General features: G+C 73.6%; 20 protein-coding genes and 1 pseudogene. 10 read left to right on the top strand and 11 right to left on the bottom strand.

What is annotated here, in order from left to right:
- Window positions 1-62: 62 nt before the first annotated feature.
- Window positions 63-956 (bottom strand): MurR/RpiR family transcriptional regulator, encoded by an 894-nt coding sequence (locus ACFVYS_RS09155; protein WP_389500251.1) that lies wholly within the window; start codon window positions 954-956, stop codon window positions 63-65.
- 55 nt (window positions 957-1,011) lie between these two features.
- Between ACFVYS_RS09155 and ACFVYS_RS09150 the strand changes: the two genes are divergently transcribed.
- Together ACFVYS_RS09150 and ACFVYS_RS09145 are read left to right on the top strand one after the other, a co-directional pair.
- Complete coding sequence (locus ACFVYS_RS09150; protein ID WP_267022497.1) at window positions 1,012-1,395, top strand: hypothetical protein; 384 nt, start codon at window positions 1,012-1,014, stop codon at window positions 1,393-1,395.
- A 7-nt stretch (window positions 1,396-1,402) separates the two neighbouring features.
- Window positions 1,403-1,669: a DUF4031 domain-containing protein gene (locus tag ACFVYS_RS09145; RefSeq protein WP_389500249.1), complete on the top strand. Its 267-nt coding sequence runs from the start codon at window positions 1,403-1,405 to the stop codon at window positions 1,667-1,669.
- 44 nt (window positions 1,670-1,713) lie between these two features.
- Here ACFVYS_RS09145 and ACFVYS_RS09140 read toward each other — a convergent pair.
- A pseudogene (locus ACFVYS_RS09140) lies at window positions 1,714-2,208 on the bottom strand (GNAT family N-acetyltransferase); the annotation flags it as partial.
- Between the two features lie 11 nt (window positions 2,209-2,219).
- Window positions 2,220-2,864, bottom strand: a complete 645-nt coding sequence (locus ACFVYS_RS09135; protein WP_389500247.1) for a hypothetical protein — start codon at window positions 2,862-2,864, stop codon at window positions 2,220-2,222.
- A 114-nt stretch (window positions 2,865-2,978) separates the two neighbouring features.
- Here ACFVYS_RS09135 and ACFVYS_RS09130 point away from each other — a divergent pair, with 114 nt between their 5' ends.
- Complete coding sequence (locus ACFVYS_RS09130; RefSeq protein WP_389500245.1) at window positions 2,979-3,698, top strand: copper homeostasis protein CutC; 720 nt, start codon at window positions 2,979-2,981, stop codon at window positions 3,696-3,698.
- A 95-nt stretch (window positions 3,699-3,793) separates the two neighbouring features.
- Here the strand turns inward: ACFVYS_RS09130 and ACFVYS_RS09125 are convergent, their stop codons facing one another.
- Window positions 3,794-5,881, bottom strand: a complete 2,088-nt coding sequence (locus ACFVYS_RS09125) for a HelD family protein (RefSeq protein ID WP_389500243.1) — start codon at window positions 5,879-5,881, stop codon at window positions 3,794-3,796.
- 311 nt (window positions 5,882-6,192) lie between these two features.
- Here ACFVYS_RS09125 and ACFVYS_RS09120 point away from each other — a divergent pair, with 311 nt between their 5' ends.
- A complete protein-coding gene (locus tag ACFVYS_RS09120) occupies window positions 6,193-6,375 on the top strand; it encodes a hypothetical protein (RefSeq protein ID WP_389500242.1) in 183 nt (60 codons plus the stop codon).
- Between the two features lies 1 nt (window position 6,376).
- Here ACFVYS_RS09120 and ACFVYS_RS09115 read toward each other — a convergent pair whose 3' ends face one another.
- Window positions 6,377-8,023 carry a DNA repair helicase XPB gene (locus tag ACFVYS_RS09115; RefSeq protein WP_389500240.1) on the bottom strand — a complete coding sequence of 549 codons (1,647 nt, stop codon included), beginning with the start codon at window positions 8,021-8,023 and terminating at the stop codon, window positions 6,377-6,379.
- Window positions 8,024-8,184: 161 nt separating this feature from the next.
- On the opposite strand from ACFVYS_RS09115, the gene ACFVYS_RS09110 reads away from it, so the two are divergent.
- Entirely contained in the window at window positions 8,185-8,739 is a 555-nt protein-coding gene (locus ACFVYS_RS09110; protein ID WP_389500239.1) for a hypothetical protein, read from the top strand.
- Window positions 8,740-8,934: 195 nt separating this feature from the next.
- Here the strand turns inward: ACFVYS_RS09110 and ACFVYS_RS09105 are convergent, their stop codons facing one another.
- Window positions 8,935-11,580, bottom strand: coding sequence for a helicase-associated domain-containing protein (locus ACFVYS_RS09105; RefSeq protein WP_389500237.1), 2,646 nt, complete (start codon window positions 11,578-11,580; stop codon window positions 8,935-8,937).
- Window positions 11,581-11,819: 239 nt separating this feature from the next.
- On the opposite strand from ACFVYS_RS09105, the gene ACFVYS_RS09100 reads away from it, so the two are divergent.
- Window positions 11,820-12,821 (top strand): hypothetical protein, encoded by a 1,002-nt coding sequence (locus tag ACFVYS_RS09100; protein WP_389500236.1) that lies wholly within the window; start codon window positions 11,820-11,822, stop codon window positions 12,819-12,821.
- Window positions 12,822-12,852: 31 nt separating this feature from the next.
- Window positions 12,853-13,500 (top strand): HAD family hydrolase, encoded by a 648-nt coding sequence (locus tag ACFVYS_RS09095; RefSeq protein WP_389500234.1) that lies wholly within the window; start codon window positions 12,853-12,855, stop codon window positions 13,498-13,500.
- Here the strand turns inward: ACFVYS_RS09095 and ACFVYS_RS09090 are convergent.
- Window positions 13,476-13,727, bottom strand: coding sequence for a hypothetical protein (locus ACFVYS_RS09090; RefSeq protein WP_020130261.1), 252 nt, complete (start codon window positions 13,725-13,727; stop codon window positions 13,476-13,478). The two genes, ACFVYS_RS09095 and ACFVYS_RS09090, sit on opposite strands and share 25 nt — an antisense overlap.
- A 181-nt stretch (window positions 13,728-13,908) precedes the next feature.
- Between ACFVYS_RS09090 and ACFVYS_RS09085 the strand changes: the two genes are divergently transcribed.
- Window positions 13,909-14,292 carry a cold-shock protein gene (locus ACFVYS_RS09085; RefSeq protein ID WP_020130260.1) on the top strand — a complete coding sequence of 128 codons (384 nt, stop codon included), beginning with the start codon at window positions 13,909-13,911 and terminating at the stop codon, window positions 14,290-14,292.
- 39 nt (window positions 14,293-14,331) lie between these two features.
- On the opposite strand, the gene ACFVYS_RS09080 is transcribed toward ACFVYS_RS09085, so the two are convergent.
- The 4 genes from ACFVYS_RS09080 to ACFVYS_RS09065 all read right to left on the bottom strand — a co-directional run bounded on the left by ACFVYS_RS09080 (window position 14,332) and on the right by ACFVYS_RS09065 (window position 17,909).
- The gene (locus ACFVYS_RS09080) at window positions 14,332-15,180 is read right to left on the bottom strand and encodes a 1,4-dihydroxy-6-naphthoate synthase (protein WP_389500232.1); all 849 of its coding nucleotides are present in this window, start codon (window positions 15,178-15,180) and stop codon (window positions 14,332-14,334) included.
- Window positions 15,170-15,919: a futalosine hydrolase gene (locus tag ACFVYS_RS09075; RefSeq protein WP_389500230.1), complete on the bottom strand. Its 750-nt coding sequence runs from the start codon at window positions 15,917-15,919 to the stop codon at window positions 15,170-15,172. The genes ACFVYS_RS09080 and ACFVYS_RS09075 overlap by 11 nt, the downstream gene beginning before the upstream one ends.
- Window positions 15,889-16,401, bottom strand: coding sequence for a DUF2771 domain-containing protein (locus tag ACFVYS_RS09070; protein WP_389500228.1), 513 nt, complete (start codon window positions 16,399-16,401; stop codon window positions 15,889-15,891). Before ACFVYS_RS09070 ends, ACFVYS_RS09075 begins: the two co-directional genes overlap by 31 nt.
- Window positions 16,402-16,475: 74 nt before the next feature.
- Window positions 16,476-17,909, bottom strand: coding sequence for an MFS transporter (locus ACFVYS_RS09065; RefSeq protein ID WP_389500226.1), 1,434 nt, complete (start codon window positions 17,907-17,909; stop codon window positions 16,476-16,478).
- A 387-nt stretch (window positions 17,910-18,296) separates the two neighbouring features.
- Here ACFVYS_RS09065 and ACFVYS_RS09060 point away from each other — a divergent pair, with 387 nt between their 5' ends.
- A complete protein-coding gene (locus tag ACFVYS_RS09060) occupies window positions 18,297-19,259 on the top strand; it encodes a DUF3027 domain-containing protein (RefSeq protein ID WP_389500225.1) in 963 nt (320 codons plus the stop codon).
- Window positions 19,260-19,769: 510 nt separating this feature from the next.
- On the top strand, window positions 19,770-22,943 hold the full coding sequence (locus ACFVYS_RS09055; RefSeq protein ID WP_389500223.1) for a sacsin N-terminal ATP-binding-like domain-containing protein: 3,174 nt from the start codon (window positions 19,770-19,772) through the stop codon (window positions 22,941-22,943).
- Window positions 22,944-23,032: the final 89 nt, after the last annotated feature.

Below are 23,032 nucleotides of genomic sequence, written 5' to 3'. Positions count from 1 at the left end.
TGCACAACGGTCTGCAGAACTGTCTGCACAACGGTCTGCAGAACTGTCTGCACCTCCACGGTCTACCGGTGCCGGTGGGCCAACGCCTCGTACGACGCGGCCAACGCCGGCGCGGCCGTCGCGTAGGTCCGCTGGGCCACCCCCACGAACAGACAGTCCACCACCAGCAGCTGACTCGTCCGGGACGACATCGCCGCCGGACGCAGTTCGCTCTCCCGCGCGGTCGAAGTGGCCAGCACATGATCGGCGTACTGCGTCACCGCGCTCTTCGGCCGTCCGGTGAGGGCGACGGTGGTGGCCCCGTGCTCGAACGCCACCCGCAGCGGTTCGATGACGTCCCGCGTCGCGCCGGAGTGCGTGATGGCGATCGCGAGGTCACCGGAGGCCAGCTGGACCGCGTTCGTCACCGCGAGGTGGGTGTCGCTGTGGGCGTGCGCGATGAGCCCGATCCGCAGCAGCTTCTGGGTGAGGTCCTGAGCGACGAGCCCGGACGCCCCGACGCCGTACACGTCGATCCGCCGCGCGGCCGCCGCGGCGGTGACGGCCGCCTCGAGCTGGCCGGTGTCGAGGGCGGCGGCGGTGTCGGCGAGGGTCTGCCGCTCGTCGTGGGCGAGTTTGGCGACCACGTCGGCCAGCGGATCGTCGACCGCGATGTCGGTCGTGAGGGAGGGCGCCCGCCCGGACCGCTGCTGCGCCGCCAGCCCGGCGAGGGCGAACCGCAGATCGCGGTAGCCGGGGTAGCCGAGCAGCCGGGCGGTGCGCACGACGGTCGCCTCGCTGGTGCCGGTGAGTTCGGCGAGGCCGGTGACGGTGAGGGCGGCGCAGCCCGCGGGGTCGTTCGCGACGGCTTCGGCGACGCGCCGCATGGAGCGGGTCAGCGAAGGGGCCAGGGTGCGGACCTTGGCCGCGAGGGCGGCAGGATCGGGACTGAAGGTTTCCTTCACTGCCTTGGTCACCTCTGAAAGCTATTTTCTGTTCGGGCTCGGGGTCAAGAGTGCGCACAATGGGTGCATGGACCCCATCAGCCCCCTGGAACAGGCGTTGCACACGGCACGCGCCCTCGTGCTGGCCGATCTGGCCTCGGGCGAGGTCGCCGCGGCGGATGTGGTGTCGCTGGTCGAGGACTCCGTCGTGCAGCGGCGCTGGTGGGTCGAGCAGTGGCCGGACGGCGTGGCGTACGTGGCGGGACTGGTGGCGCAGGACGTGCAGGACGCGCTGCTGGAGCGGTACGGGCGCTGGCCGATCTGCCCGGTCTGCGGCTCCGGCGACCCGCACGCCCTCGAGGTCGAGCCCGAACTCGGCCCCGACCCGCACTGGGTGTGCCACAAGGCGGGCGTGAAGGTCGCCTCGGTGGGCTCGCTGGGGCCGGCCCTGGGAGGCGACCCGTCCTCGTGAGGCTCTCGTGACCGTCTACATCGACCCACCCGACTGGCCGGGCCACGGCCGTATGTGGTCCCACCTCGTGAGCGATGTCTCGTACGCCGAACTGCACGTCTTCGCCGAGGGGTTGGGCGTCCCGCGGCGCGCCTTCGAGCGCGATCACTACGACATCCCGTCGCACCGCTACGCCGAGGTGGTGGCGGCCGGCGCGGTCGAGGTGAGCAGCCGCGAGGTGGTGCGCCTGCTGACGGCGGCCGGCCTGCGCAGACGCAAGGGCGCCGACCGATAGGGCAGCAGGGACGGGTAGGGCGGGCGGGGCGGGCGCAGGACGTCCTACGTCGGGTGCCCCCGCCCGCGCAGCTCGTACGCGTCCTCCCCGTCGCCCGCGGCGACCTTGACGAACCCCGCCCGTTCGAGCACACCGCGGGAGGGGGCGTTGGCGTGCTCGACGACCGCGAACAGGCGCCGTACGTCGTCCCGTGCCAGCGCCCAGCCGGCCAGCGCGCGCAGCGCCTCGGTCGCGTAGCCGTGGCCGCGGGCGGCCTCCACCAGGTCGTAGCCGATCTCCGTGCGGCCCTCCTCGTCCGGGGCCGTGTGGAAGCACATGCTGCCGACGGCCCGGCCGTCCGCCCGCCGTACGAGGACGTACATGCCGAACTCCGGCCGGTGCACCCCCGACACATACGCCCGCACCAACATGCCCGCGGCGTCCCGCGTCCCCTCGAAGGGTCCGCCGTCGAGCCACACGAAGCCTCCGCCGCCGCCCGCCCGCAGTCCGGCGGCGGCGCTGGGGGTGACGCCCTCCAGGGTGAGGCGTTCGGCGGGGATGCGCGGGGTGGTCACGAGGCGAGCAGTTCCAGTTCGCCCCGCAGGTTGTAGCGGGCCGTGGCCTCCCACCGCTCGCTCGCGTACGGCGTCCTGAACAGCCTTGGCAGGTCGAGGAGTTGGCGCAGGATGTCCGCCCGGCCGACCCGGAAGGCGTCGCTCGGGACGAAGTGGTACTCCTCGCGGACGGCGGCGGTGTAGGCGGCGTACGCGGCCGGCGGCGCGGCGAGGATCGCGAGGTCGGCGTCGCACAGGACCTGGCCGTCGAGGTCGTCGTCGGCCGGATCGTGCGTGACGGTGAGCCGGACGAGCCTCGCGACCTCGGCGGTCCGCTCCGGCGACACCCCCGCCTCGGGCAGCGCGCGCTCGGCGAGGCGGGCGGAGCGCTCCTCGTTCTCGGACCGGTCGGGCAGATAGACGGCGTCGTGGAACCAGGCGGCCAGCCGGACGACGTCCGGGTCGGCGGCGTGCTCTGCGAGGACGTCGACGCGGTCGAGGACATGGGTGAGGTGCGTGAGTGTGTGGTACCGGCGCTGCGGCTCCTGCCAGCGGGCGAGGAGGTCGTCGGCGTACGGCTTCGGGTCCGGGCCACCGGCCGGGCCCCGGGTCCTGTCCAGGGTGTGGCTGAAACGGGTGCGCAGGGCGTCGAGATCGGCCATGGCCCCATTGTCGCGCGTACGGACGGGGTTCTCCGGCGTATTCTTGAATTGGACTAGACCTGTAGCCGCCCGACGAAGCCGATGAACGCGATGAACGCCGACGAATGGGGTGCCATGAGCAAGCGTGCAGTTCTGGAGGTGATCGCCCTCGACGCCGAGGACGCCGTCGCCGCCCAGACCGGAGGCGCGGACCGCCTCGAGCTGGTCACCGACATGGCCGCCGACGGGCTCACCCCGCCGGTCGCGGTCTTCGCCGGGATCCGGGCCGCCGTCGACCTCTCCCTGCGCGTGATGCTCAGACGCTCCGAAGGCTTCGCGGCGGGAGCCGCCGAGGAGGTCGACTCCCTGGTACGGGTCGCCGGCGAGCTGCGGGCGGCCGGCGCGGACGAGTTCGTGCTCGGGTTCCTCGACGCGGAGTGCGGGGTGGACCTGGCCGCGGTGGAGCGGGTCGTCGCCGAGCTGGACGGCTGCCGCTGGACCTTCCACCGCGCCCTCGACCACGCCGCCGACCGCGACGCCCTGCGCAAGCAGCTGGACGGCCTGCCCGGACTGGACACCTACCTCACGGCCGGTTCCGCCACCGGCGTCGACACCGGCCTGTCCACTCTGCTCGCGGAGGCGGCACGGCAGGGGGAGCAGGGGTACGAGCAGCAGCTCCTCGTCGGCGGCGGGCTGCGTCTCGACCATGTGCCGGTGCTGAGGGCCGCCGGCATCGACGCCTTCCACATCGGCGGCGCGGCCCGCCCGGCCGGCTGGACCGGGCCCGTCTCGGCGGAGGCCGTGCGGGAGTGGCGACGAGCGGTGGACGGCGAGCAGGACGAGCCCGGTAAGTAGAACGACCGCGACGACCGCGACGACCGCGACGACCGCGCCGAGTACGGCGAGCGGGACGAGTACGAGGAGCGGGGGCTCAGAAGGGGCCGGGTCGGTCAGGTGAGCTGGGGTGGCAGGGGGGCTGTGTGGGTCACGATCAGGCCCGACACCGCTCGGGTCAGCGCCACGTACAGCCGCCGCAGGCCCGTCCGCTCGTCCGGTTCGCCGTCGACCACCGCCTGGGGTTCGTCCAGGACGACGTAGTCGTACTCCAGGCCCTTGGCCAGGGAGGCCGGGACCAGGGTGAGGCGGGTCTCGGCCGTGGTCTCCTCGCCGGGGGCCAGGTGGCCGATGCCCGACGCGGTCAGCGCTTCGGCCAGGACCGGGATCCGGGCGTCGGCCGCGATCAGGCCCGTCGAGCCCTCGTTGCGCAGCAGCTCCACGCAGGCCGCGACGGTTTCGTCGGTGCCGGCGACCGGCCGGAGGTCGAAGAAGCCGGGGTTCTCGCGGACCGAGGCGACGGGTGTCAGGCCCGGCGCGATGTGCGGGAGCAGGCGGGACGCGTAGGTGATGACGTCCGTCGGCACGCGGAAACCGGCCGTCAGTTCCTCGATCACCGCGTCCGCCTTGCCCAGGTGACCGAGGGCCTCCTGCCAACTCCGGGTCGCCCACGGGGTGGTGCCCTGCGCCAGGTCGCCCAGCACGGTCGCCGAACCCGTCGTGCAGCGGCGGCCGACCGCCCGGTACTGCATGGGGGACAGGTCCTGCGCCTCGTCCAGGACCACATGGCCGAGGGAGTGGGTGCGCTCGACGAGGTCGGTCGCCTCGTCGATCAGCACCGCGTCCGCCGCCGACCACCTGGCCGCCTTCACGGACCGGGCCGGCCTTCTGCCGGATCCCGGCAGCGCCCACAGGATCGTCTTCTGCTCGTCCTCGCTCAGCACGCCCTTCGCGTGCTCGGCGAGGAAGTCCGCGTCGGTGAGCAGCCGCAGCACCAGCTTCGCCGGATCGACGGCCGGCCAGACCTCCTTCACGGCCGCCTTCACCGCGCTGTTGCGGGCGACGGCGTCCTGCACCCGGTCGTCCGGGGCCTCCCCCGAGCGTTCCATCTGCACCAGGATCGCGTGCGCGATCCGCTGCGGCAGAGCCTCGCGGGCGGCGCCGTAGCGGATGTCCCGGTCCAGCAACTCCCGGATCATCTCCTCGAGTTCGTACGCCGGCAGCCGCCACCGCCGCGAGCCGCGCACGACGACGAGCGGTTCGCTCGGCATGCTGACGTGCGCGTACACGGCCCGCCGCAGCACCTCCGCCATCCTCGCGTCACCCTTGACGACCGCCGCGGCCGCGTCGTCCGTGCCCCGCACCTCCACATGGGCCACCAGGTCGTCGACCGTGCCCTGGCGTACCGCCAACTCACCCAGTGCGGGCAGCACTTGCTCGATGTAGTGGAGGAAGGACCGGTTCGGTCCGATGACCAGCGTGCCGGTGCGGGCGAGCCGCTCGCGGTGGGCGTACAGCAGATACGCCACCCGGTGCAGACCGACGGCCGTCTTACCGGTCCCCGGGCCTCCCTGGACACAGACCGTGCCGCCCAGCCCGCTGCGCACGATCTCGTCCTGCTCGGGCTGGATGGTGGCGACGATGTCCCGCATCGGTCCGACACGGGGCCGCTCGATCTCCCGCTGGAGCAGCTTGCTGGTCCGTGCCGCTTCCGCCGGGTCGGACAGGTGCTCGTCCTCGTAGGCGGTGAGGTCGCCGCCGGTGTAACCGAAGCGGCGGCGCAGCCCGACGTCCATCGGATCCTTCTTCGAGGCCCGGTAGAACGGCTGCGAGACCGGCGCACGCCAGTCGATGACCATCGGATCGCCGTTGCCGTCGTGCACATGCCGACGCCCGATGTAGAACTGCTCCCCCTCCGCGCCCTCCGCCCGCTCGGCGCCGGGAGCGTGCAGGTAGTCGAGCCGGCCGAAGAACAGCGGGGTGTCGCTGAGGTCGGCGAGCGCCTTGATCCGCTCTCCGATCTGGCGCTCCAGGATCTGGGCGTTGACCCAGTTCGCGGTGACGTCGCTGATGTCGAGGGCCTCGGCGTCCTCACGCATGGCACGCAGGGCGCCCCGGGAGGAGGAGAGGTGGGCGCGCTCGCGGGCGAGCGGATCGTCGTCGACAGGCGTGGACGGGATGGACGGCGTGGACGGCGTGGACAAGGGGGTGCCTCCGGACCGGCTGAGGTGGGCGCTGCGGTGAGTCCGTCCGGTTTCCGTCCGGACGGCGGCACTCCGGAAAGGGAGGCGGGCAAGAGCGGAGATTGTAGGTGAACGAGGCAGGGGCGTGCCAACGCATTTATCGGGACGCCTCCCGGTGGACGCCCGTTCCGGGCTCACCGCGCCCCCCAACCCCTACCCGGCGGCCGTCGTCCCGTAGGGGACACCCCCGCCCGCAGGTGTACCGGAGTAGTACGCCGAATGGGGACCTGGGACCGATGCCCGCTTTATGACCGGGAGCCCATCATGGAGACATGAGTGCAGCGACCCTGACCCCGGCCCCCGGTCGCCCGTCCGGCGCGACCTCCCTGTCCGACCTACACCGCCACCGCCTCGGCGACGCCCTGCGCGCCGTGAAGGTCTTCGCGGGCGCCGCCTTCGACGTGATCATCCTGGGCGAGTACGGCGAGGAGGCGGGCGTCCGCCGCCGCAGGTGACTCAGGCCTCACCCGCGAGCAGCTCGTCCGCGTCCATGATCCGGTACGCGTAGCCCTGTTCCGCCAGGAAGCGCTGGCGGTGCGCGGCGAAGTCCTGGTCGAGGGTGTCCCGTGCCACCACCGAGTAGAAGTGGGCCTGGTGGCCGTCCGCCTTGGGGCGCAGGACCCGGCCCAGACGCTGGGCCTCCTCCTGGCGGGAGCCGAAGGTGCCCGAGACCTGGATGGCGACCGTCGCCTCCGGCAGGTCGATCGAGAAGTTCGCGACCTTGGACACCACCAGCACGCTGATCTCGCCCTCCCGGAAGGCGCCGAAGAGCTTCTCGCGCTGCGCGTTGGTGGTCTCGCCCTTGATCACCGGGGCGTTCAGATGCTCGCCGAGCTCGTCCAGCTGGTCGATGTACTGGCCGATGACCAGGATCTGCTGCCCCGCGAAGCGGCGGACGAGCGCCTCCGTCACCTTCCGCTTCGTCGCCGTCGTCGCGCAGAAGCGGTACTTCTCCTCCGCCTCGGCGGTCGCGTACGCCAGCCGCTCGGAGTCCGTCAGGTTGACCCGGACCTCGACGCAGTCGGCGGGCGCGATGTAGCCCTGCGCCTCGATCTCCTTCCACGGCGCGTCGAACCGCTTGGGCCCGATCAGGGAGAACACGTCCGACTCACGGCCGTCCTCGCGGACGAGGGTCGCGGTCAGCCCGAGGCGGCGGCGCGCCTGGAGGTCCGCCGTGAACTTGAAGACCGGCGCCGGCAGCAGATGCACCTCGTCGTAGAGGATGAGCCCCCAGTCCCGGGAGTCGAACAGCTCCAGGTGCGGGTAGACGCCCTTCCGCCGGGTCGTCAGCACCTGGTACGTGGCGATGGTGACGGGCCGGATCTCCTTGCGCGTGCCGCTGTACTCGCCGATCTCCTCCTCGGTCAGCGACGTCCGCTTCACCAGCTCGTGCTTCCACTGCCGCGCGGAGACGGTGTTCGTGACCAGGATCAGCGTGGTCGCCTTCGCCTGGGCCATCGCCCCGGCGCCGACGAGGGTCTTGCCCGCACCGCACGGCAGCACCACGACGCCGCTGCCGCCGTGCCAGAAGTTCTCCACCGCCTGCTTCTGGTAGGGCCGCAGTGCCCAGCCGTCCTCGTCCAACTCGATCGGGTGCGCCTCGCCGTCGACGTACCCGGCGAGGTCCTCGGCCGGCCAGCCCAGCTTCAGCAGCGTCTGCTTGATCTGCCCGCGCTCGGAGGGGTGCACGGCGACGCTGTCCGGGTCGATCCGCACGCCGACCAGCGGAGCGACCCGCTTGGAGCGCAGGATCTCCTCCAGCACCGGCCGGTCGGTCGTGGTGAGCACGAGCCCGTGCGCGGGGTGCTTGCTCAGGGTCAGACGGCCGTAGCGGTCCATCGTCTCGGCGATGTCGACGAGCAGCGCGTGCGGCACCGGGTAGCGGCTGTAGTGCACGAGCGCGTCCACGACCTGCTCGGCGTCGTGGCCGGCGGCCCGCGCGTTCCACAGGCCCAGCGGGGTCAGCCGGTAGGTGTGGATGTGCTCCGGCGCCCGCTCCAGCTCCGCGAACGGCGCGATGGCACGACGGCAGTCGTCCGCCTGCTCGTGGTCTACCTCCAGGAGCAGAGTCTTGTCCGACTGGACGATCAGCGGTCCGTTCACGTACGCCATCCCTTCCGCACGGGCCAAACCTCCAGTGTGCCGTACGGCGCGCCGTAGTGGTGGGCCGCTTCTTCCCGGCGGCCCTGCGCAACCCTGACCTGCGTTCGTGGGTCTGACCGGGGGAGCAGCGCGATGGGCGCGACGCGGTGGGGAGTCACGGTATGTCGGTCCTGTCGTTCCGCAGAGGTGCGGTCGGCGTGGGAGCCGCGGCGGTGCTGGCGGCCACGGGCACCTGGGTGATGTGGCCCGCGGGCATCGACGGGCGGCTGTGGAGCGAGGTACGGCCGGTGATCGAGGCCAGGATCGCGGCGGAGTCGCGGGGGAGCGGCTACGGCGAGACCGTGCCCGCGCTCGAGGCGCGCTGGTTCTGCCAGGCGAAGGCGCTCGAACTGGAGGAGCACGCGGGCGTGGTGCGGGCCGGCGTCAACACGCTGTGTGTCGAGTACGGGGTGCAGGACGACAGTCTCGTCGAGTGCGGGGCCGGACAGTATCCGCAGGTGGTGCGGCTGGAGCGGGACGAGGCGGCCGCCGGGGGCTACCGGGTCGTCGCCCGGGAGGAGCCGCCGGACGGCGAAGGGTACGGGCGGTGGACCGAGTCCCACTTCGGGGTCTTCACCCGGCCCTCCCTCCAGGACCCGATGTCGCCGCACGCCCTGGAGGCCACGGCCCGGGCCCATTTCGGCCTGCCCGCGGACGCCTCGATCGGCGAATGCTGACCGGCCGGGCCCGGCCCGTCGCGTTCAACCGGCGGGTTCTGGCCTGACGGCCTTGTGCCGGGCGGTTGCATGGCCTGGCGGTCATGCAACCGGCGGCCTTCTGGCCCGTCGGCCTTGTGCCCGGTGGCCTTGTGCCTGACGCCCGGCGGCTTGGCGGCCTTGAGCCGGCGGCCGTCGGGCACAAGGCCGTCGGGGTCAGTCGTCCGCCAGTTCTGCGACGCCTGTGATGCGGTGCAGCGGGTAGGTGCGGACCTCGTCCGCCGTGTGGTCGTACGCCGTCACGAAGCCGCCCTCCACCCGGACCGGGGCAATGACGCGCTGGCTGGCGGTGCCCTCGGCGTTGACGTAGCCGATCCACAGGGCCTCGCCGGTGAGGACGGCGGCCTGCATGGTGGCGAGGGTCTCGGCGGAGCTGGTCCGGGGGAGTTCGCCGGGGGCGAGCGGGGCGGCGTCCTCCGTCGGTTTGCGGGGGGTCGTGGCGGCCAGGTCGCCGGCCCTGATCGCGCGGATCGCCGCCGTGAGCAGCGTGGTGTCGGGTACCGGCGGACCGTCCGGCACCGGCTCGGGAGCCGTGCGGGGCGGGGTCCGGTGGGCGTGGGCGCGGGTGATCAGGACGTCCCCCTCGGCCGACTCGGCGGCGGGCGCGAAGCCCATCGCGCGCAGGCCCTCGAGGAGGGCCGCCGGGTCGGCCTGGGTCGCGAGCACCGTCGGGGCCAGGCGGCGCAGGCGCAGGGCGGCGGCGCGCTTGTCGGCGAGGATCTCGTTCAGCAGGGCGTCGTCGTCGCAGCGGACGTAGGCCGAGGCCGCGCCCACCCGCAGATGGCCGTGCCGGCGGGCCACGTCGTCGATCAGGTACGCCAGCGGCTGCGGTACCGGCGTCCGGGAGTGCTCGGTGAGGAAGGCGTGCAGGTCGGAGGCGCTGCGGCCGGCGTCCAGCGCGCGGCGCACCGAGCCGGGGGTGAAGCGGTAGACGGTCGCGCCGCCCTTGGACTCGACGTCCGCGAGGACGCTCAGCACGTCGGCCAGCGGGCGCCGCAGCGGGCCGGGGGCGACCGCGGTCAGGTCGGCCTGGAGCAGGACGTGGTCCAGGGGCTCGGGGAGCAGCGGGGCGAGCAGTCGGGCGGCGGCCGCGGTGGCCACGGCCTGCTCGGGAGGCGAGAGGGGCGTGGCCGGGGATCCGGCGGCGGCCGCGCGGTGCGGTGCGGGCAGCTTGTCGCCGGGGCCGGTCGGACCGGTCGGGTCGTCCTGCGCTGTGGGGGTGGGCGGTTTGGGCGCGGACGCCCTTGCCCCCAGCAGGGCCCGTCCGTGCGCCGACAGCGCGCCCCGGCCGGTGACGCCCAGGAGCTCGGCCTCCATCAGGGTCCAGCGGGCCAGCCGGGTTCGCAGGTCGTCGTCGCCCTGAGGCCCCTGCACACCTTGCGGTCCTTGCGGTCCTTGCGGTCCCTGCTGTCCCTGCGCACCTGGTGGGCTCTGCTGGCCCTGCGGTCCGCGCAGCGGGCGCTCCCAGCGCAGCCGGGCCAGCACCGCCTCCGGGTCCGGGACGGCGCCCTCGGGCAGCCCGGCCAGCAGGGTCAGCACCCGATGGCGCACCTCCGGCGCGGCGGACCGGTCCAGGCCCGGCCCCAGCGCCGAGAGAGCCCGCTCCTTGAGGTCCCGGCCGCCGACCACCCCGGACGTCCGGGTCGCCGCCAGCCACGCCTGCGCGAGCTGCGCCCACCGGTCGGCGGGCGGCCGCTCCAGCCAGTCGTCGTACTCCGGGGTGGCCGCGTACCGCTCGTCGGCCTCCCCGTCGGAGGCGAGCAGTCCGGCCGCGTACGCCAGCTCGACCCAGAACGCGGCCATCGGTTCGGACACGTCGAGGGCGACGGCCGTCCGCTTCAGGTCGCGCACGCTCAGCCCGCCCGCGCGCAGGACCGCGGGGCCGCCCTCGTGCCAGTCCTTCAGCAGCTCCTCCACGGTCGCCAGCGTCGTGTACGCCTGCCCGGCGGCCGTCGCGTCCACCACCTGGGGACGATGCGTGGCGACCGCCTCGACGGTGGGCGGCACGGGTTCGGCCGTGCGGTGGGCCCGGCCCTCGCGCAGATGCAGGGCGACCTCGCGGGGCAGGACGACGGTCCCGGGCGCCGTCGGCAGCAGCAGCCCGCGATCGAGCAGCCAGCGCAGTCGCGCCGCCGGATCGGCCGTGACCTGCCCGTACGGCGGCCCCCACATCAGCCGCTTCAGGACGTCGACGGAGTCGGCGGGCGCCTTCGCGAGCAGGGCGGTCATCTTCTTGCGGTGCGTGAACAGGGCGGTGAGCGCGCCGACGGCGGACACCGAGTCGTGCGTGGACGGCAGCCCGGCCGTCGCCACCAACTCCTGGATCCGGCCCGGTGACATGCCCGCGGTCGCCTCCCGCACGCTCGGCCCGAGCCCCGTCGGGGACGGGTGCTGCGCGGACGGCGCGAGCAGTTCACGGGCGGTGCGGACGAGGCGGAGGTTGCCCTCGTCGCCCCAGACCAGGGCCTGTTCCCGCAGGGCCGTCAGGGCGCCGGGCAGGGCGTCGGCGACCGCCTGGTCGCGGGTGTCGCCGGCCATCAGCCCGAGCAGTTCGGCGTACGTCGCCGGGTCGCCGGCCACGGCCAGCGCCTCCGCGGTCTGCAGGGCGAACCGGTCGAGCCGTTCCAGCGCGCGGACGACGGAGGCGCGGGTGCCGGCGCGGGTGGCGAGCTGGGTGAGGTCGGTGGGGACCGGGGTGATGAGGTCGGGGCGGGCGCGCAGAAGTGCGGCAAGTGAAGCGTCGTCCCGGGCGCGGAGCGCTGCCGCTAGGGAGCGGGGGGCCCGCTGGTCCTCGGTGCTCATCTTGCCCACGGTAGCGGTTGGCGTCCCCCGGGGGCTGCGCCCCCAGACCCCCGCACCGGCCCTGAAGGGGCCTTGTCCTCAATCGCCGGACGGGCTGGATGATCTCCGCCCCTGACGTCGCATGGGCCGGGTGACGCGGACCGGTGCTCGACTGCCCGGCGTGCTGGGGGTGCGGTGAGGCGGAGTGGTGTCGGGCGGGAGGAAGCGGTGGGGGTGGGGGGAAGCGGTAGCTTCTTCCCGTGGGGATCGAGAGCGACCAAGTCGTCTACGAGTATCTGAGCCGGGTCGGGGATGTCGCGCAGCAGCGGCAGTTGTCGTCGGCCACGCGGATGCGGCTCGTCTCCGAGCTGCGCAACGAGATCGACCGGCGCCGCGCGAAAGCGGTCGTCGACTCGCCCGCCGCCGTCCGCCGCATCATCGACCGCCTCGGCAGCCCCGACGACATCGTCGCCGCAGCGGCCGGTCGCGGCGGCGACGTGCCGCAGACGCCGGCGCCGCCCTCCGTGCCCGCGCAGCGCGACCGCGAGGAGGAGCCGGAGCGGCCGAAGGGGATCCGGCGGGTCGTGCCGCGTCCCCGGACCGGTACGCCGCCCCCCGCAGCCCCCTCCGACGTGGCGTCCCCGCCGCACCGCGCTCCCGCGCACGAACTGGGCGACAGCCGCGAGACGCCCGACTGGTGGCTGAACGAGCCGACCCCGCTGGGCATCGGCGAGGACGTGCCGGGGTTCGTCGGCGGGGTGGAGATCCCGGACCTGCTCAAGCCTCCGCGGCCCAGGAAGCTGGACGAGGAGCGGGACGGAGAAGACGAAGAGGGCGAGGGGGAGTCGGGGGCGGACGAGGACGGTGGTCGGCCGGGGCGGCGTCGGTTCCGCGTCCTTCGGCGGTCGCCCTCCGGTGAGCGGGCCCGCTGGAGCAACCCCCTGCTGCTGATCGCCGCCGGCTGTCTCGTCGTCGGCGCCGTGCTCGGGAACTGGTTCGGGCTGATCCTGGGGTGGCTCCTCGCCTACGCCTCGCGCCGGCTGACCGAACGGGAGACGAAGTTCGCCGTCATGTGGCTGCCGGGACTCGCGCTCACGGCCGGGCTCGTCTGGCTGTGGGGGCGGTCCGAGGGGCGCTGGGGCGACCCCATCGCGGACGGCCACATGAACGACGCCGTCGCTCAGACCTGGCCGTGGGTGATCCGGGGCGCGGCCGTGGCGTCGGCGCTGTTCCTGGTCTGGCGGTCACAGAAGCCGAGGTAGTACGGAAGAACGGGTGTAACGGCCAGGCAGAATGAGCCGTATGACGTCACCCGTGATCACCGTCGGCTTCGACCTCGACATGACCCTCATCGACTCCCGGCCCGGTATCCGCGCCACCTATGTGGCGCTCGCCGAGCGGACGGGGACGTACATCGACGCCGATCTGGTGGTCACCCGGCTCGGGCCGCCGCCCGAGACCGAGCTGGCCCACTGGTACCCGGCGGAGCGGGTCGCGGCCGTCGCCGACCTGTACCGCTCGCTGTACCCCGAGCACGGCGTCACCGGCGCGACCGCGCTGCCCGGCGCCCGCGAGTCGATCGCGGCGGTGCGGGCGGCCGGCGGACGCGCGATCGTCGTCACGGCCAAGCACGAGCCGAACGCCAAGCTCCAGGTGGAGCATCTGGGCCTCGGCCCCGACGCGGTCATCGGCAACCTGTGGGCCGAACAGAAGGCGGAGGCGCTGCGCGAGCACGGCGCGAGCGTCTACGTCGGCGACCACGTGGGCGACGTACGCGGGGCGCGCGCCGCCGGTGCGCTGTCGGTGACCGTGCCGACCGGACCGATCGGTGCGGAGGAACTGCGGACGGCCGGTGCGGATGTCGTGCTCGCCGACCTCACCGAATTCCCGGCCTGGCTCGCCGGTCACCTGGAGGCCTACCGCGCGGCGCCCCGCGCCTGACGTCGGCCCGCGGCGACGGATTGCAGGACGCCGGCGCCCGCGACGAGGAATCCGACGCCCATGAGCATGCTCAAGCCGAACATGTAGGTCGGAAAAGGCGTCGTATCGAGGAGGAGTGGGGCGACTGTGACCAGTGTGGCCACAGCGCCGACGAAGAACACGATGGCGCCGGCACGGATCAGTCGGTCACCGGGAGCGGCGGAATTCGTTTGGGTTTTGTCACGCACCGGACCAGGGTAGTTCCCTGCGCGAAGGAACAACCGGAGGACGTCTTGTCACCGGCCCGAAGACCATTAGCCTTGGTACCGGCGGGTCGTGGTCGACCCGCCCGAGTGCTATCCAGAGCCGTTCAGAGCTGTTTCGGTGTCGAGAAGCAGCTTTCCGACGAGTACGAGGACGAGGACAGACGTGCCTACCGGCAAGGTCAAGTGGTTCAACAGCGAGAAGGGCTTCGGCTTTCTCTCCCGTGACGACGGCGGTGACGTCTTCGTCCATTCCTCCGTCCTGCCTGCCGGAGTCGAGGCACTGAAGCCGGGCCAGCGAGTGGAGTTCGGCGTCGTCGCCGGACAGCGCGGCGACCAGGCCCTCTCCGTCGTGATTCTCGACCCGACCCCTTCGGTCGCCGCCGCACAGCGCAAGAAGCCCGACGAACTGGCGTCCATCGTCCAGGACTTGACCACCCTCCTCGAGAACATCACGCCGATGCTCGAGAAGGGCCGTTACCCGGAGAAGACCTCCGGCAAGCAGATTGCCGGACTGCTGCGCGCGGTCGCCGACCAGTTGGACGTCTGACGGTACCGGCCGACGGAAAATCGTCGTCCGCCGAGGGCGTTACGGGAAATCGAGTGCATCCGGGCCGAGGGGCGGCAACAGCCCCTCGGCCGCCGCGCGCGTCAGCAATCCCCTGACCGCCGCATAGCCGTCCTCGCCCAGGTCCGCCGTGAACCCGTTGACGTACAGACCGATGTGCTGGTCGGCGACGGACGGGTCCATTTCCTGGGCGTGTTCCATGACGTACGGGCGGGAGATCTCGGGGGCGTCCCAGGCGGCGCGTACGGAGGTACGGATCGCGTCGGCGAGCCGGGTGAGGGCCTGCGTGCCCAGGGAACGCTTGGCGATGATGGCGCCGAGCGGGATCGGCAGGCCGGTCGTGGACTCCCAGTGCTCGCCCATGTCCGCGAGCTTGTGCAGCCCGTAGTCGCGGTAGGTGAAGCGGGCCTCGTGGATCACCAGCCCCGCGTCGACCTTTCCGTCCCGCACGGCCGGCATGATCTCGTGGAACGGCATGACGACGATCTCGCCGACGCCCCCCGGCACCTGTTCCGCCGCCCAGAGCCGGAACAGCAGGTACGCCGTCGACCTCTCGGAGGGTACGGCGACCGTACGGCCGGTGAGCTCGAGCCCGGCCTCCCGCGTCAGCACCAGCGGGCCGCAGGCACGGCCCAGCGCGCCCCCGCACGGCAGCAGCGCGTACTCGTCGAGGACGTACGGCAGCACGGCGTACGACACCTTCAGCACGTCGAACTCACCGCGCTCGGCCATGCCGTTGGTGATGTCGATGTCCGCGAACGTCACGTCGAAGCCGGGCGCGCCCGGCACCCGGCCGTGGGCGAGGGCGTCGAAGACGAACGTGTCGTTCGGGCAGGGCGAGTACGCGATCTTCAGATCGTCACCGGTCATGCGGGTTCCAACTCTCCAGGACGGGTGTGAGCTTCCCGAAGGCCGTGGTCAGGGCGGCGAGCGCGGCGCCGATGCGCCAGGCGTCGCGGTCGCGCGGGCCGACGGGGTTGGAGACCGCGCGGATCTCCAGCACGGGCACGCCGTGCGCGGCGGCGGCCTCGGCGACCCCGAAGCCCTCCATCGCCTCGGCGAGGGCGCGCGGGTGCAGCGCGCGCAGGGCGGTGGCCCGGGCGGCGGTCCCGGTGACCGTCGAGACGGTCAGGACGACGCCGGTCAGGGCCCCGGTGGCGGCCGCGGTCTCTCGTACGAGGGACTCGGGCGGACGGTGGGTGACGGTGCCGAAGCCCAGCTCGGTGACGGGCAGGAAGCCGTCGGCGGTCTCGGCACCCAGGTCGGCGGCGGTGATCTCGTCGGCGAGGACCAGGGAGCCGACGGGGGCGTCGGGCGCGAAACCGCCGGCGATGCCCGTCGAGACGACCAGACCGTAGGGGTCGCCGCTCAGCGCGGCGGCCGTGAGGGCGGCCGAGACGGAGGCGGCGGCCAGGGCCGGGCCGACCCCGGCGGCGAGGAGGTCGTAGGGCTCGTCCGCGCGGTGCAGGGTCACGCCCGGCAGGCGTACCTCACGGCCGGCCCCGGACAGCGCCCGGGCCACCGCGTCCCGTTCGGCGGGGACCGCGGTGGCCACGAGGACGCGGGTGCGGGACGTGGTCAGTCGTCCTTCTTGAGCTTGAACGACCACAGGCCGGTCACACCCTGGCTGTCCTTCTTCCCGTCGCCAGCCTTGATGGAGACGAGGGTGGAGTCGCCCTGGGCGCCGTACTGGGCGTTGAAGAACACGCTGCCCGGGATCGTGCGGTAGGTCTTGTCGCTGTCCTCGGTGAGCGGCTGACCGTTCATCAGGATCGTCCAGCGCTTGTCGGCCACGTCGGGGTCGACGCCGAAGCGGACGGTCTCGTCCGGGTCGACGGTGATCGACTTGATGTCCTTGTCCGCGAGGCACTTGGTCAGCGCGGCGGCCTGGAGGGTGTCGCCCTCCCCGCCACAGGTGGCCTCGGCGCTGACCGAGGTGCGGCCGACGGTGATCGTGGACAGCGGCGTCGGCTTGTCGCAGGCCGACAGGACGAGCAGTCCGGCACAAACGGCGCCGGCGGCGGCGACGACGCGGCGGCGTCGCGCAACGCCAGGTACATCAGCGGCTCCGCCGCGGGGCATCGTGGTCATGGCGGAAGGCTATCGGGCACGCCCGGCGGTCTCTTTACGTGGGGGGCGACGTGGCTGTGTGTTAGGCCACGCGGTTACGCCACGCGGGGCTTCGCACCGCTCCCGTGCCGCACCGAGGACAGCAGACCGCGGACCGTCGTCAGCCAGCCCAGCGCGACCACCGCGGCGGCCACCGACAGGCCCAGCGCGCCGTTCAGCGGCATCACGATGCCGACCGCGCCGCCGAACACCCAGCACACCTGCAGCAGCGTCTCCGAGCGGGCGAACGCCGAGGTGCGCACCAGCTCCGGCACGTCCCGCTGGATCAGCGCGTCCAGCGACAGCTTGGCCAGGGCCTGCGAGAACCCGGCGACCGCCGCCATGCACGCCACCAGGAACGCCCCGAAGAACACCGCGGCGGTGATCGCCGCGCCCAGCACGACGGCGACGACCGTCACGATGATCAGCTCCGGGGCCTTGGAACGCAGCCACGCCCCCACCGCCGTACCGAGCGCGTTGCCCACGCCCGCCGACACCGCCACCATGCCCAGCGACACGGCCGCGCTCTGCCCCGTCAGCGGATGCTCGCGCAGCAGGAACGCCAGGAAGAAGGTCAGGAACCCGGACAGCCAGCGCAGGGCCGCGTTGGCGCCGAGGGCGTGCGTGACGGCGATGCCGACGGTCCGCAGGCCCGGCCGCTTCACCGGCTGCCGGTGCGGGCCGTGCAGATGCTGCTCGTCGGCGGCGAGCAGCGCCACGGCCTCGCCCTTGGCGGAGTCGACCTTGCGGGGCAGCGAGAAGGACAGGAACGTACCGGCCACGAAGATCACGAAGGCGCCGTAGAGCGGATAGCGCGGCCCGAGGGCCTGGAGCCCCGCCCCGACGGGCGCGGCGATCCCGGTGGCGAGGAGACCGCCGAGGGTGACCCGCGAGTTGGCCTTGACCAGGGAGAACCCGGGTGGCAGCAGCCGGGGCACCACGGCGCTTCTGACCACCCCGTACGCCTTGGAGGAGACGAGCACGCCGAGCGCGGCCGGATACAACTCGATGCTGCCGGTGGCGACGGCCCCGGACAGCACGAGCGCGAGGAGTGCGCGGGCGAGCATGGCCCCGGCCATGGCGGCACGCCGCCCGTGCGGGAGCCGGTCCAGCAGGGGGCCGATCACGGGGGCGAGGACGGTGAAGGGGGCCATGGTGATGGCGAGGTACAGCGCGACGCGCCCACGGGCCTCGTCGGTGGGCACCGAGAAGAACACGGTGGAGGCGAGCGCGATGGTGATCATGACATCGCCGGCGCCGTTCACGCCGTGCAGCTCGATCAGCTTGCCGAGGCCGGACTCGCCTGCGCCGTGCGCGTGCGTGGCCTTCCGGATCCCGCGGGCGGTGCCGGTGAACGGGAAGTGCAGGGCACGGCCGACCGCGCGGACGGACCCGCTCATCCGGCCCGAACCGCTCACCCGGCTCCTCCCCTTGTTCCCCTTCGTCGCACCGATCCCGGTGGCGCCCTGGGGTGTCCTCGCGGCTGCCACCCCGTCATAGTGCCCCGGAAAAGCGGTACGTAGTGCGGTTACCGCGCGTATGGGCGTGTGATCGTCGCCGCGCCGGGCCGGTCAGGACAGGGTTCGGCGGCGGTTCGGCGGCTTCTGTGAGCGGGAAACGTCCCGTCGGTGTAGGCCGAGCGTCCGCGAGCAGGTAGCGTGCGTAGCGCGCCGTGGCGATTGTTCTCGGCCGCGCGCCTCCCGGCCATCCCGCAGAATGGATGACAGCAGGTGCGCCCGAGCGCGATCGGGCGCGGACGTCGACGCGGCACTCCCCCAGTGCTTGAAGAGCCTGGGAGGTACCTCCAGCCGCTCCGTCCGCACCCGCCGCCTTCAGGCCGGCGCACCGAGAGACGGCGTAGGAGAGAAGCGATACCTGTGAGCGCAGCGACCACGCGAAGCCGCACCCCCGACCGCCTGTGCGCCGAGGCCGTCGACCTCGCACGTGCCGCAGCCGAGGAGGCAGCCGCCCCCGGTGTGGTCGGTGAGCATGCGGGGTTGGTCTCCGAGGGCGACCGGGTGGTCACCCACTACTTCGAGTGCAAGGAACTGGGCTACCGCGGCTGGCGCTGGGCGGCGACGGTGGCACGGGCCTCGCGCGCCAAGGTCGTCACGCTGGACGAGGTGGTCCTGCTGCCCGGCCCGGACGCGGTCCTGGCTCCCGAATGGGTTCCGTGGAGCGACCGTCTGCGCCCCGGCGACATGGGCCCCGGCGACCTCCTCCCCACGGACGCGGAGGACCTGCGTCTGGAGCCCGGCTACACCGGTGAGGACGATCCGCGCCTCCAGCCGGGTTACTTCGACTCGGACGAGCCGACGCCGAACTCGCCCCTCTCCGAGGAGATGGCCGAGCTGGTGGAGGCGGAGGACGCGGAGGTGACGCCGGCCCCGCCCGCGGCCCTTCCGTCGGCTCCGCGCCGGGGCACCATCGCGGCGGTCGCCGAGGAACTGGGCCTGCGTCGCGCCCGGGTGCTCTCCCGCTACGGTCTGCACACCGCGGCCGACCGCTGGGAGGACGGCTTCGGCCCCAAGACGCCCATGGCCCAGGCGGCCCCCGCGTCCTGTGTGAGCTGCGGTTTCCTCACTCCCATCGGTGGCTCCCTCGGGCAGGCCTTCGGCATCTGCGCCAACGAGTTCTCCCCGGCCGACGGCCGGGTGGTCTCGCTGGCGTACGGCTGCGGCGGCCACTCGGAGGCAGCGGTCATGCCGACGCCCCCGCGGCCCGCTCCGCCGGTGATCGACGAGACCCGGGTCGACCCGTTCCCCCTCCGCCCGGCGGCGGACTCGGGTTCGGTCCCGGAGACGACGGACGCGGACACGGCGGAGCTGGGCCACTCCTAGGGCACGCCCTCGCACGGGCCCCTGGGTGCCGTCGGCTCCTCGGGCCTCCGGCGGTCGGCCCGGAAGCCGGCCCCGATGCCGTCCCGAGGGCCCCGGGGCCTTCTGCAGCCGCTCCCGGCGCAGCCCTGGTCCTCGGGCCGCCGGGGTCGCTCCCGGCGCGGCACCGGGCCGGGAACGGCCGCTTCCGGGGCCGCCCGCGCGCCCCGCACCGGTGCCGTCGGGTGAACCCTCCGGGTGTCCTCCCGGAGCCGCCGTCCTCGGGCGTTTCCAGCCCTCCCGGGTCCCTCGCCTTCCCGGGTCCCCGGCTTTCCGGGCCGTCCCCGGTCGTCCCGACGCCTCCCGGGGGGTCCATGTGGGGCCCGTTCCGGCCTGCCCGCCGGTCGGGCACGGCAGTCGTTGTGTGATTGTGATGTGGGGGATGTCCGGGGGTCCGGGCGCGGCTCGGCGGGACGTTCTGCCGTCACTCCGCCGCGCGGTACCTTCGAGCCCACGCCGATGAGGAGAGTGAACGTGAGCAAGTTCGTGCGGCCGGCACCCGAGGGCGCGGACCCCTTCGGCACGGCCCGCCTGCGTCGCGGAGTGCTGGATGCCTGGGCCACCAGCCCCGCCCGTTTCCGGGAGGACGCCAACGCCGAGGAGGACCTGGTCCTCGGCGGGTACCGGGACCGGCTCGTCGTCGAGCTCGCTCAGAACGCCGCCGACGCCGCGGCCAGGGCCGACGTGCCCGGGAGGCTGCGGCTCACCCTCCGGGACGGCGTCCTCGTCGCCGCCAACACCGGCGCGCCCCTGGACGCCACCGGTGTGGAGTCCCTCGCCACCCTCCGCGCCTCCGCCAAGCGCGAGGCCCGGCAGTCGGCCGTGGCCGTCGGGCGGTTCGGTGTCGGCTTCGCCGCCGTCCTCGCCGTCACCGACGAGCCCGCCGTCGTCGGGCGGCACGGCGGTGTCCGCTGGGACCTGGCCGAGGCCCGCGCGCTCGCCTCCGAGACCGCCCGGCACAGCCCGGGGCTCGGCGACGAGATCCGGCGGCGGGACGGGCATGTGCCCCTGCTCCGGCTGCCCTTCGCCGCCCAGGGCACCGCCCCCGACCCGTACGACACGGCCGTGATCCTGCCGCTGCGCGACACCGCCGCCGCCGACCTCGCCGAACGCCTCCTCACCGCCGTCGACGACGCCCTCCTGCTCGCCCTCCCGGGCCTGGAAGAGGTCGTGATCGAGATCGGCGACGACGCGCCCCGCGTCCTGCGCCGGACCACCGACGCCGACGACGACGCCCTCACCGTCGTGGCGGACACGCGGGACGGGACCACCCGCTGGCGTGTCGCCGCCGCGCACGGCCCCCTCACGCCCGACCTCCTCGTCGACCGCCCGGTGGAGGAGCGGCTGCGCCCCCACTGGTCGGTCACCTGGGCCGTCCCGGTCGACGAGGACGGTTCGCCCGCCCGGCCCCGCACCACCCCCGTCGTGCACGCCCCCACCCCCAGCGACGAGCCGCTGGGCGTCCCCGCCCTGCTCATCGCCTCCTTCCCGCTCGACACCACCCGCCGGCACGCCGCCCCCGGCCCGCTCACCGACCACCTGGTGCGGTGCGCGGCCGACGCGTACGCCGAACTCCTCGCCGGCTGGCGGCCGGTGGGCGCGGGGATCATCGACCTCGTGCCCGGGCCGCTGGGCAAGGGGGAGCTCGACGGGGCGCTGCGCCAGGCGATCCTGGAGCGGCTGCCGCGGACCGCGTTCCTGCCGCCCGCCGTCCGGCCCGTCCCCGAGGACGGGGAAGCCGACGGGGCCGACGGGGTCGACGTGGTCGAGCTTCCGGAGGCGCTGCGCCCCCGGGACGCCGAGGTCGTCGAGGGCGCCGGCGCCGACACCGTACGGGTGCTGGCGGAGGTGCTGCCCACCCTGCTGCCCGCCGGGCTGGAGCGGCGTGTGGAGCTGCGCACGCTGGGCGTCGCCCGGATCCCGCTCGCCGACGCGGTGGACCGGCTGGCAGGCCTGGAGAAGGACCCGGAGTGGTGGTACCGGCTCTACGACAGCCTGGCCGGGGTCGACCCGGAGCGGCTCTCCGGGCTGCCGGTGCCGCTGGCCGACCGGCGGACCACCATCGGCCCGCGCCAGGTGCTGCTGCCCACGGCGGACGCGGCCGGTCCCGACCCGGAGGTCCTCGCCCGCCTCGGCCTCAAGGTCGCCCACCAGGACGCCGCGCACCCCCTCCTGGAGAAGCTCGGCGCGCTGCCCGCCACCCCCCGTGCCGTGCTGACCACGCCGCAGGTGCGGGCGGCCGTGGCCGCGTCCCTGGACGACGACGGCGGCGCCTGGGACGACCAGGACACCCCGGACGCCGAGGAACTCGCCGACACCGTGCTCGCGCTGGTCCGCGACGCCGGCCTGGACCCCGGCGACGAGCCCTGGCTCGGCGCCCTCGCGCTGCCCGACGAGGAGGGGGAACTCGTCCCCGCCGGTGAACTGGTGCTGCCGGGCAGCCCGTTCGCCTCCGTCGTCCGGGAGGACGAACTCGCCTTCGTCGACGCCGAACTGGCGGACCGGTGGGGCGAACAGCCCCTCGCCGCCTGTGGTGTCCTCGCGAACTTCGCGCTCGTCCGCGCCACCGACGTCGTCCTCGACCCGGACGAACTGGAGCCCCGCGAAGGGGACTTCGCCGAACCCGACGACGCGGGCCTGCTGGACGCCGTCGACGTGTGGTGCGAGGACATCCTCGACCGGTTCCCCGACAGCCCGGTGCCTCCGGTCGCCACCGAGCTGGTCGCCGTCCGTGACCTCGACCTCGTCGACGAGGACCGCTGGCCCCAGGCCCTCGCGCTGCTCGCCCGGCCGCCGCTGCGGGACGCCCTCACCCAGCCCGTCCGGATCCTGCTGCCCGACGGCACCCACGAGGTCGTCCGGCCGTACACCGCCTGGTGGCTGCGCGGGAACCCGGTGCTCGACGGCCGCCGTCCGGCCGGTCTGCTGGCGGCCGGCGGGGATCCGCTCCTGCACGGGCTGTACGAGGAGGCCGACGCCACCGGTTTCGACGACGAGCAGGTGCTGCGCGCCCTCGGCGTGCGGACCTCCGTGGCCGCGCTGCTCGAGGAGCCCGGCGGCGCCGCCGAACTCCTGGACCGCCTCGCCGATCCGGAACGCCCGGTCTCGGCATCCCAACTGCACGGGCTCTACGGCGCGTTGGCCGAGCTGGATCCCGAGCAGGTGACTCTGCCGGACGAGCTGCGGGCGGTCGTCGACGGGCGGGTCGGGGTCGTGGACGCGGCCGAGGCCGTCGTCGTCGACTCGCCCGATCTGCTGCCCTTCACCGAGGGCGTGCCGCTGCTTCCGGTACGGCCGTCCCGCGCCGCCGAGCTGGCCGAGCTGTTCCAGGTGCGGCGGCTGAGCGAGTCCGTGACCGGGCGGGTCGACTCCGAGGGCGTCGAGCACGACGTAGCGGAGTCGGTGCGGGTGCTGCTCGGCCCGCGCACGCCCGGCACGTACGTCGAGCACGAGGAGCTCGTCGTCGACGGCGTGGAGATCGACTGGCGGCTGACCGACGACGGTGTCCTGCACGCCGCGACCCTGGAGGGTGTCGCCGCCGGACTCGCCTGGGCGGCACGGCAGTGGCCGCGCCGCTTCGAGGTCGCCGCCCTGCTGGAGGACCCGTCACGGACCGCGGAACTGGCCCGCGACCGCTGGTTCGACTGACAGCGGCACGGTTCAACTGGAGTGCCCTCGCGGGGTTTCCGCGGGGGCGCTCACATGTTCTGCGCAATTTCTCCATCGAACGTGCAACC

Origin of the sequence: Streptomyces sp. NPDC058295 (genome assembly GCF_042880655.1) — a bacterium.
Lineage (GTDB): Bacteria > Actinomycetota > Actinomycetes > Streptomycetales > Streptomycetaceae > Streptomyces > Streptomyces coriariae.
Note: the sequence above shows the minus strand (reverse complement) of the source record. Positions and strands in the feature narration are given on the sequence as shown.

Coding starts and splice junctions, on each gene's coding strand:
- ACFVYS_RS09130 (WP_389500245.1), top strand. CDS start 2,979: ATGAGCAAGCGTGCAGTTCTGGAGGTGATCGCCCTCGACGCCGAGGAC.
- ACFVYS_RS09150 (WP_267022497.1), top strand. CDS start 1,012: ATGGACCCCATCAGCCCCCTGGAACAGGCGTTGCACACGGCACGCGCC.
- ACFVYS_RS09110 (WP_389500239.1), top strand. CDS start 8,185: ATGTCGGTCCTGTCGTTCCGCAGAGGTGCGGTCGGCGTGGGAGCCGCG.
- ACFVYS_RS09105 (WP_389500237.1), bottom strand. CDS start 11,580: ATGAGCACCGAGGACCAGCGGGCCCCCCGCTCCCTAGCGGCAGCGCTC.
- ACFVYS_RS09120 (WP_389500242.1), top strand. CDS start 6,193: ATGAGTGCAGCGACCCTGACCCCGGCCCCCGGTCGCCCGTCCGGCGCG.
- ACFVYS_RS09080 (WP_389500232.1), bottom strand. CDS start 15,180: ATGACCGGTGACGATCTGAAGATCGCGTACTCGCCCTGCCCGAACGAC.
- ACFVYS_RS09095 (WP_389500234.1), top strand. CDS start 12,853: ATGAGCCGTATGACGTCACCCGTGATCACCGTCGGCTTCGACCTCGAC.
- ACFVYS_RS09135 (WP_389500247.1), bottom strand. CDS start 2,864: ATGGCCGATCTCGACGCCCTGCGCACCCGTTTCAGCCACACCCTGGAC.
- ACFVYS_RS09070 (WP_389500228.1), bottom strand. CDS start 16,401: ATGACCACGATGCCCCGCGGCGGAGCCGCTGATGTACCTGGCGTTGCG.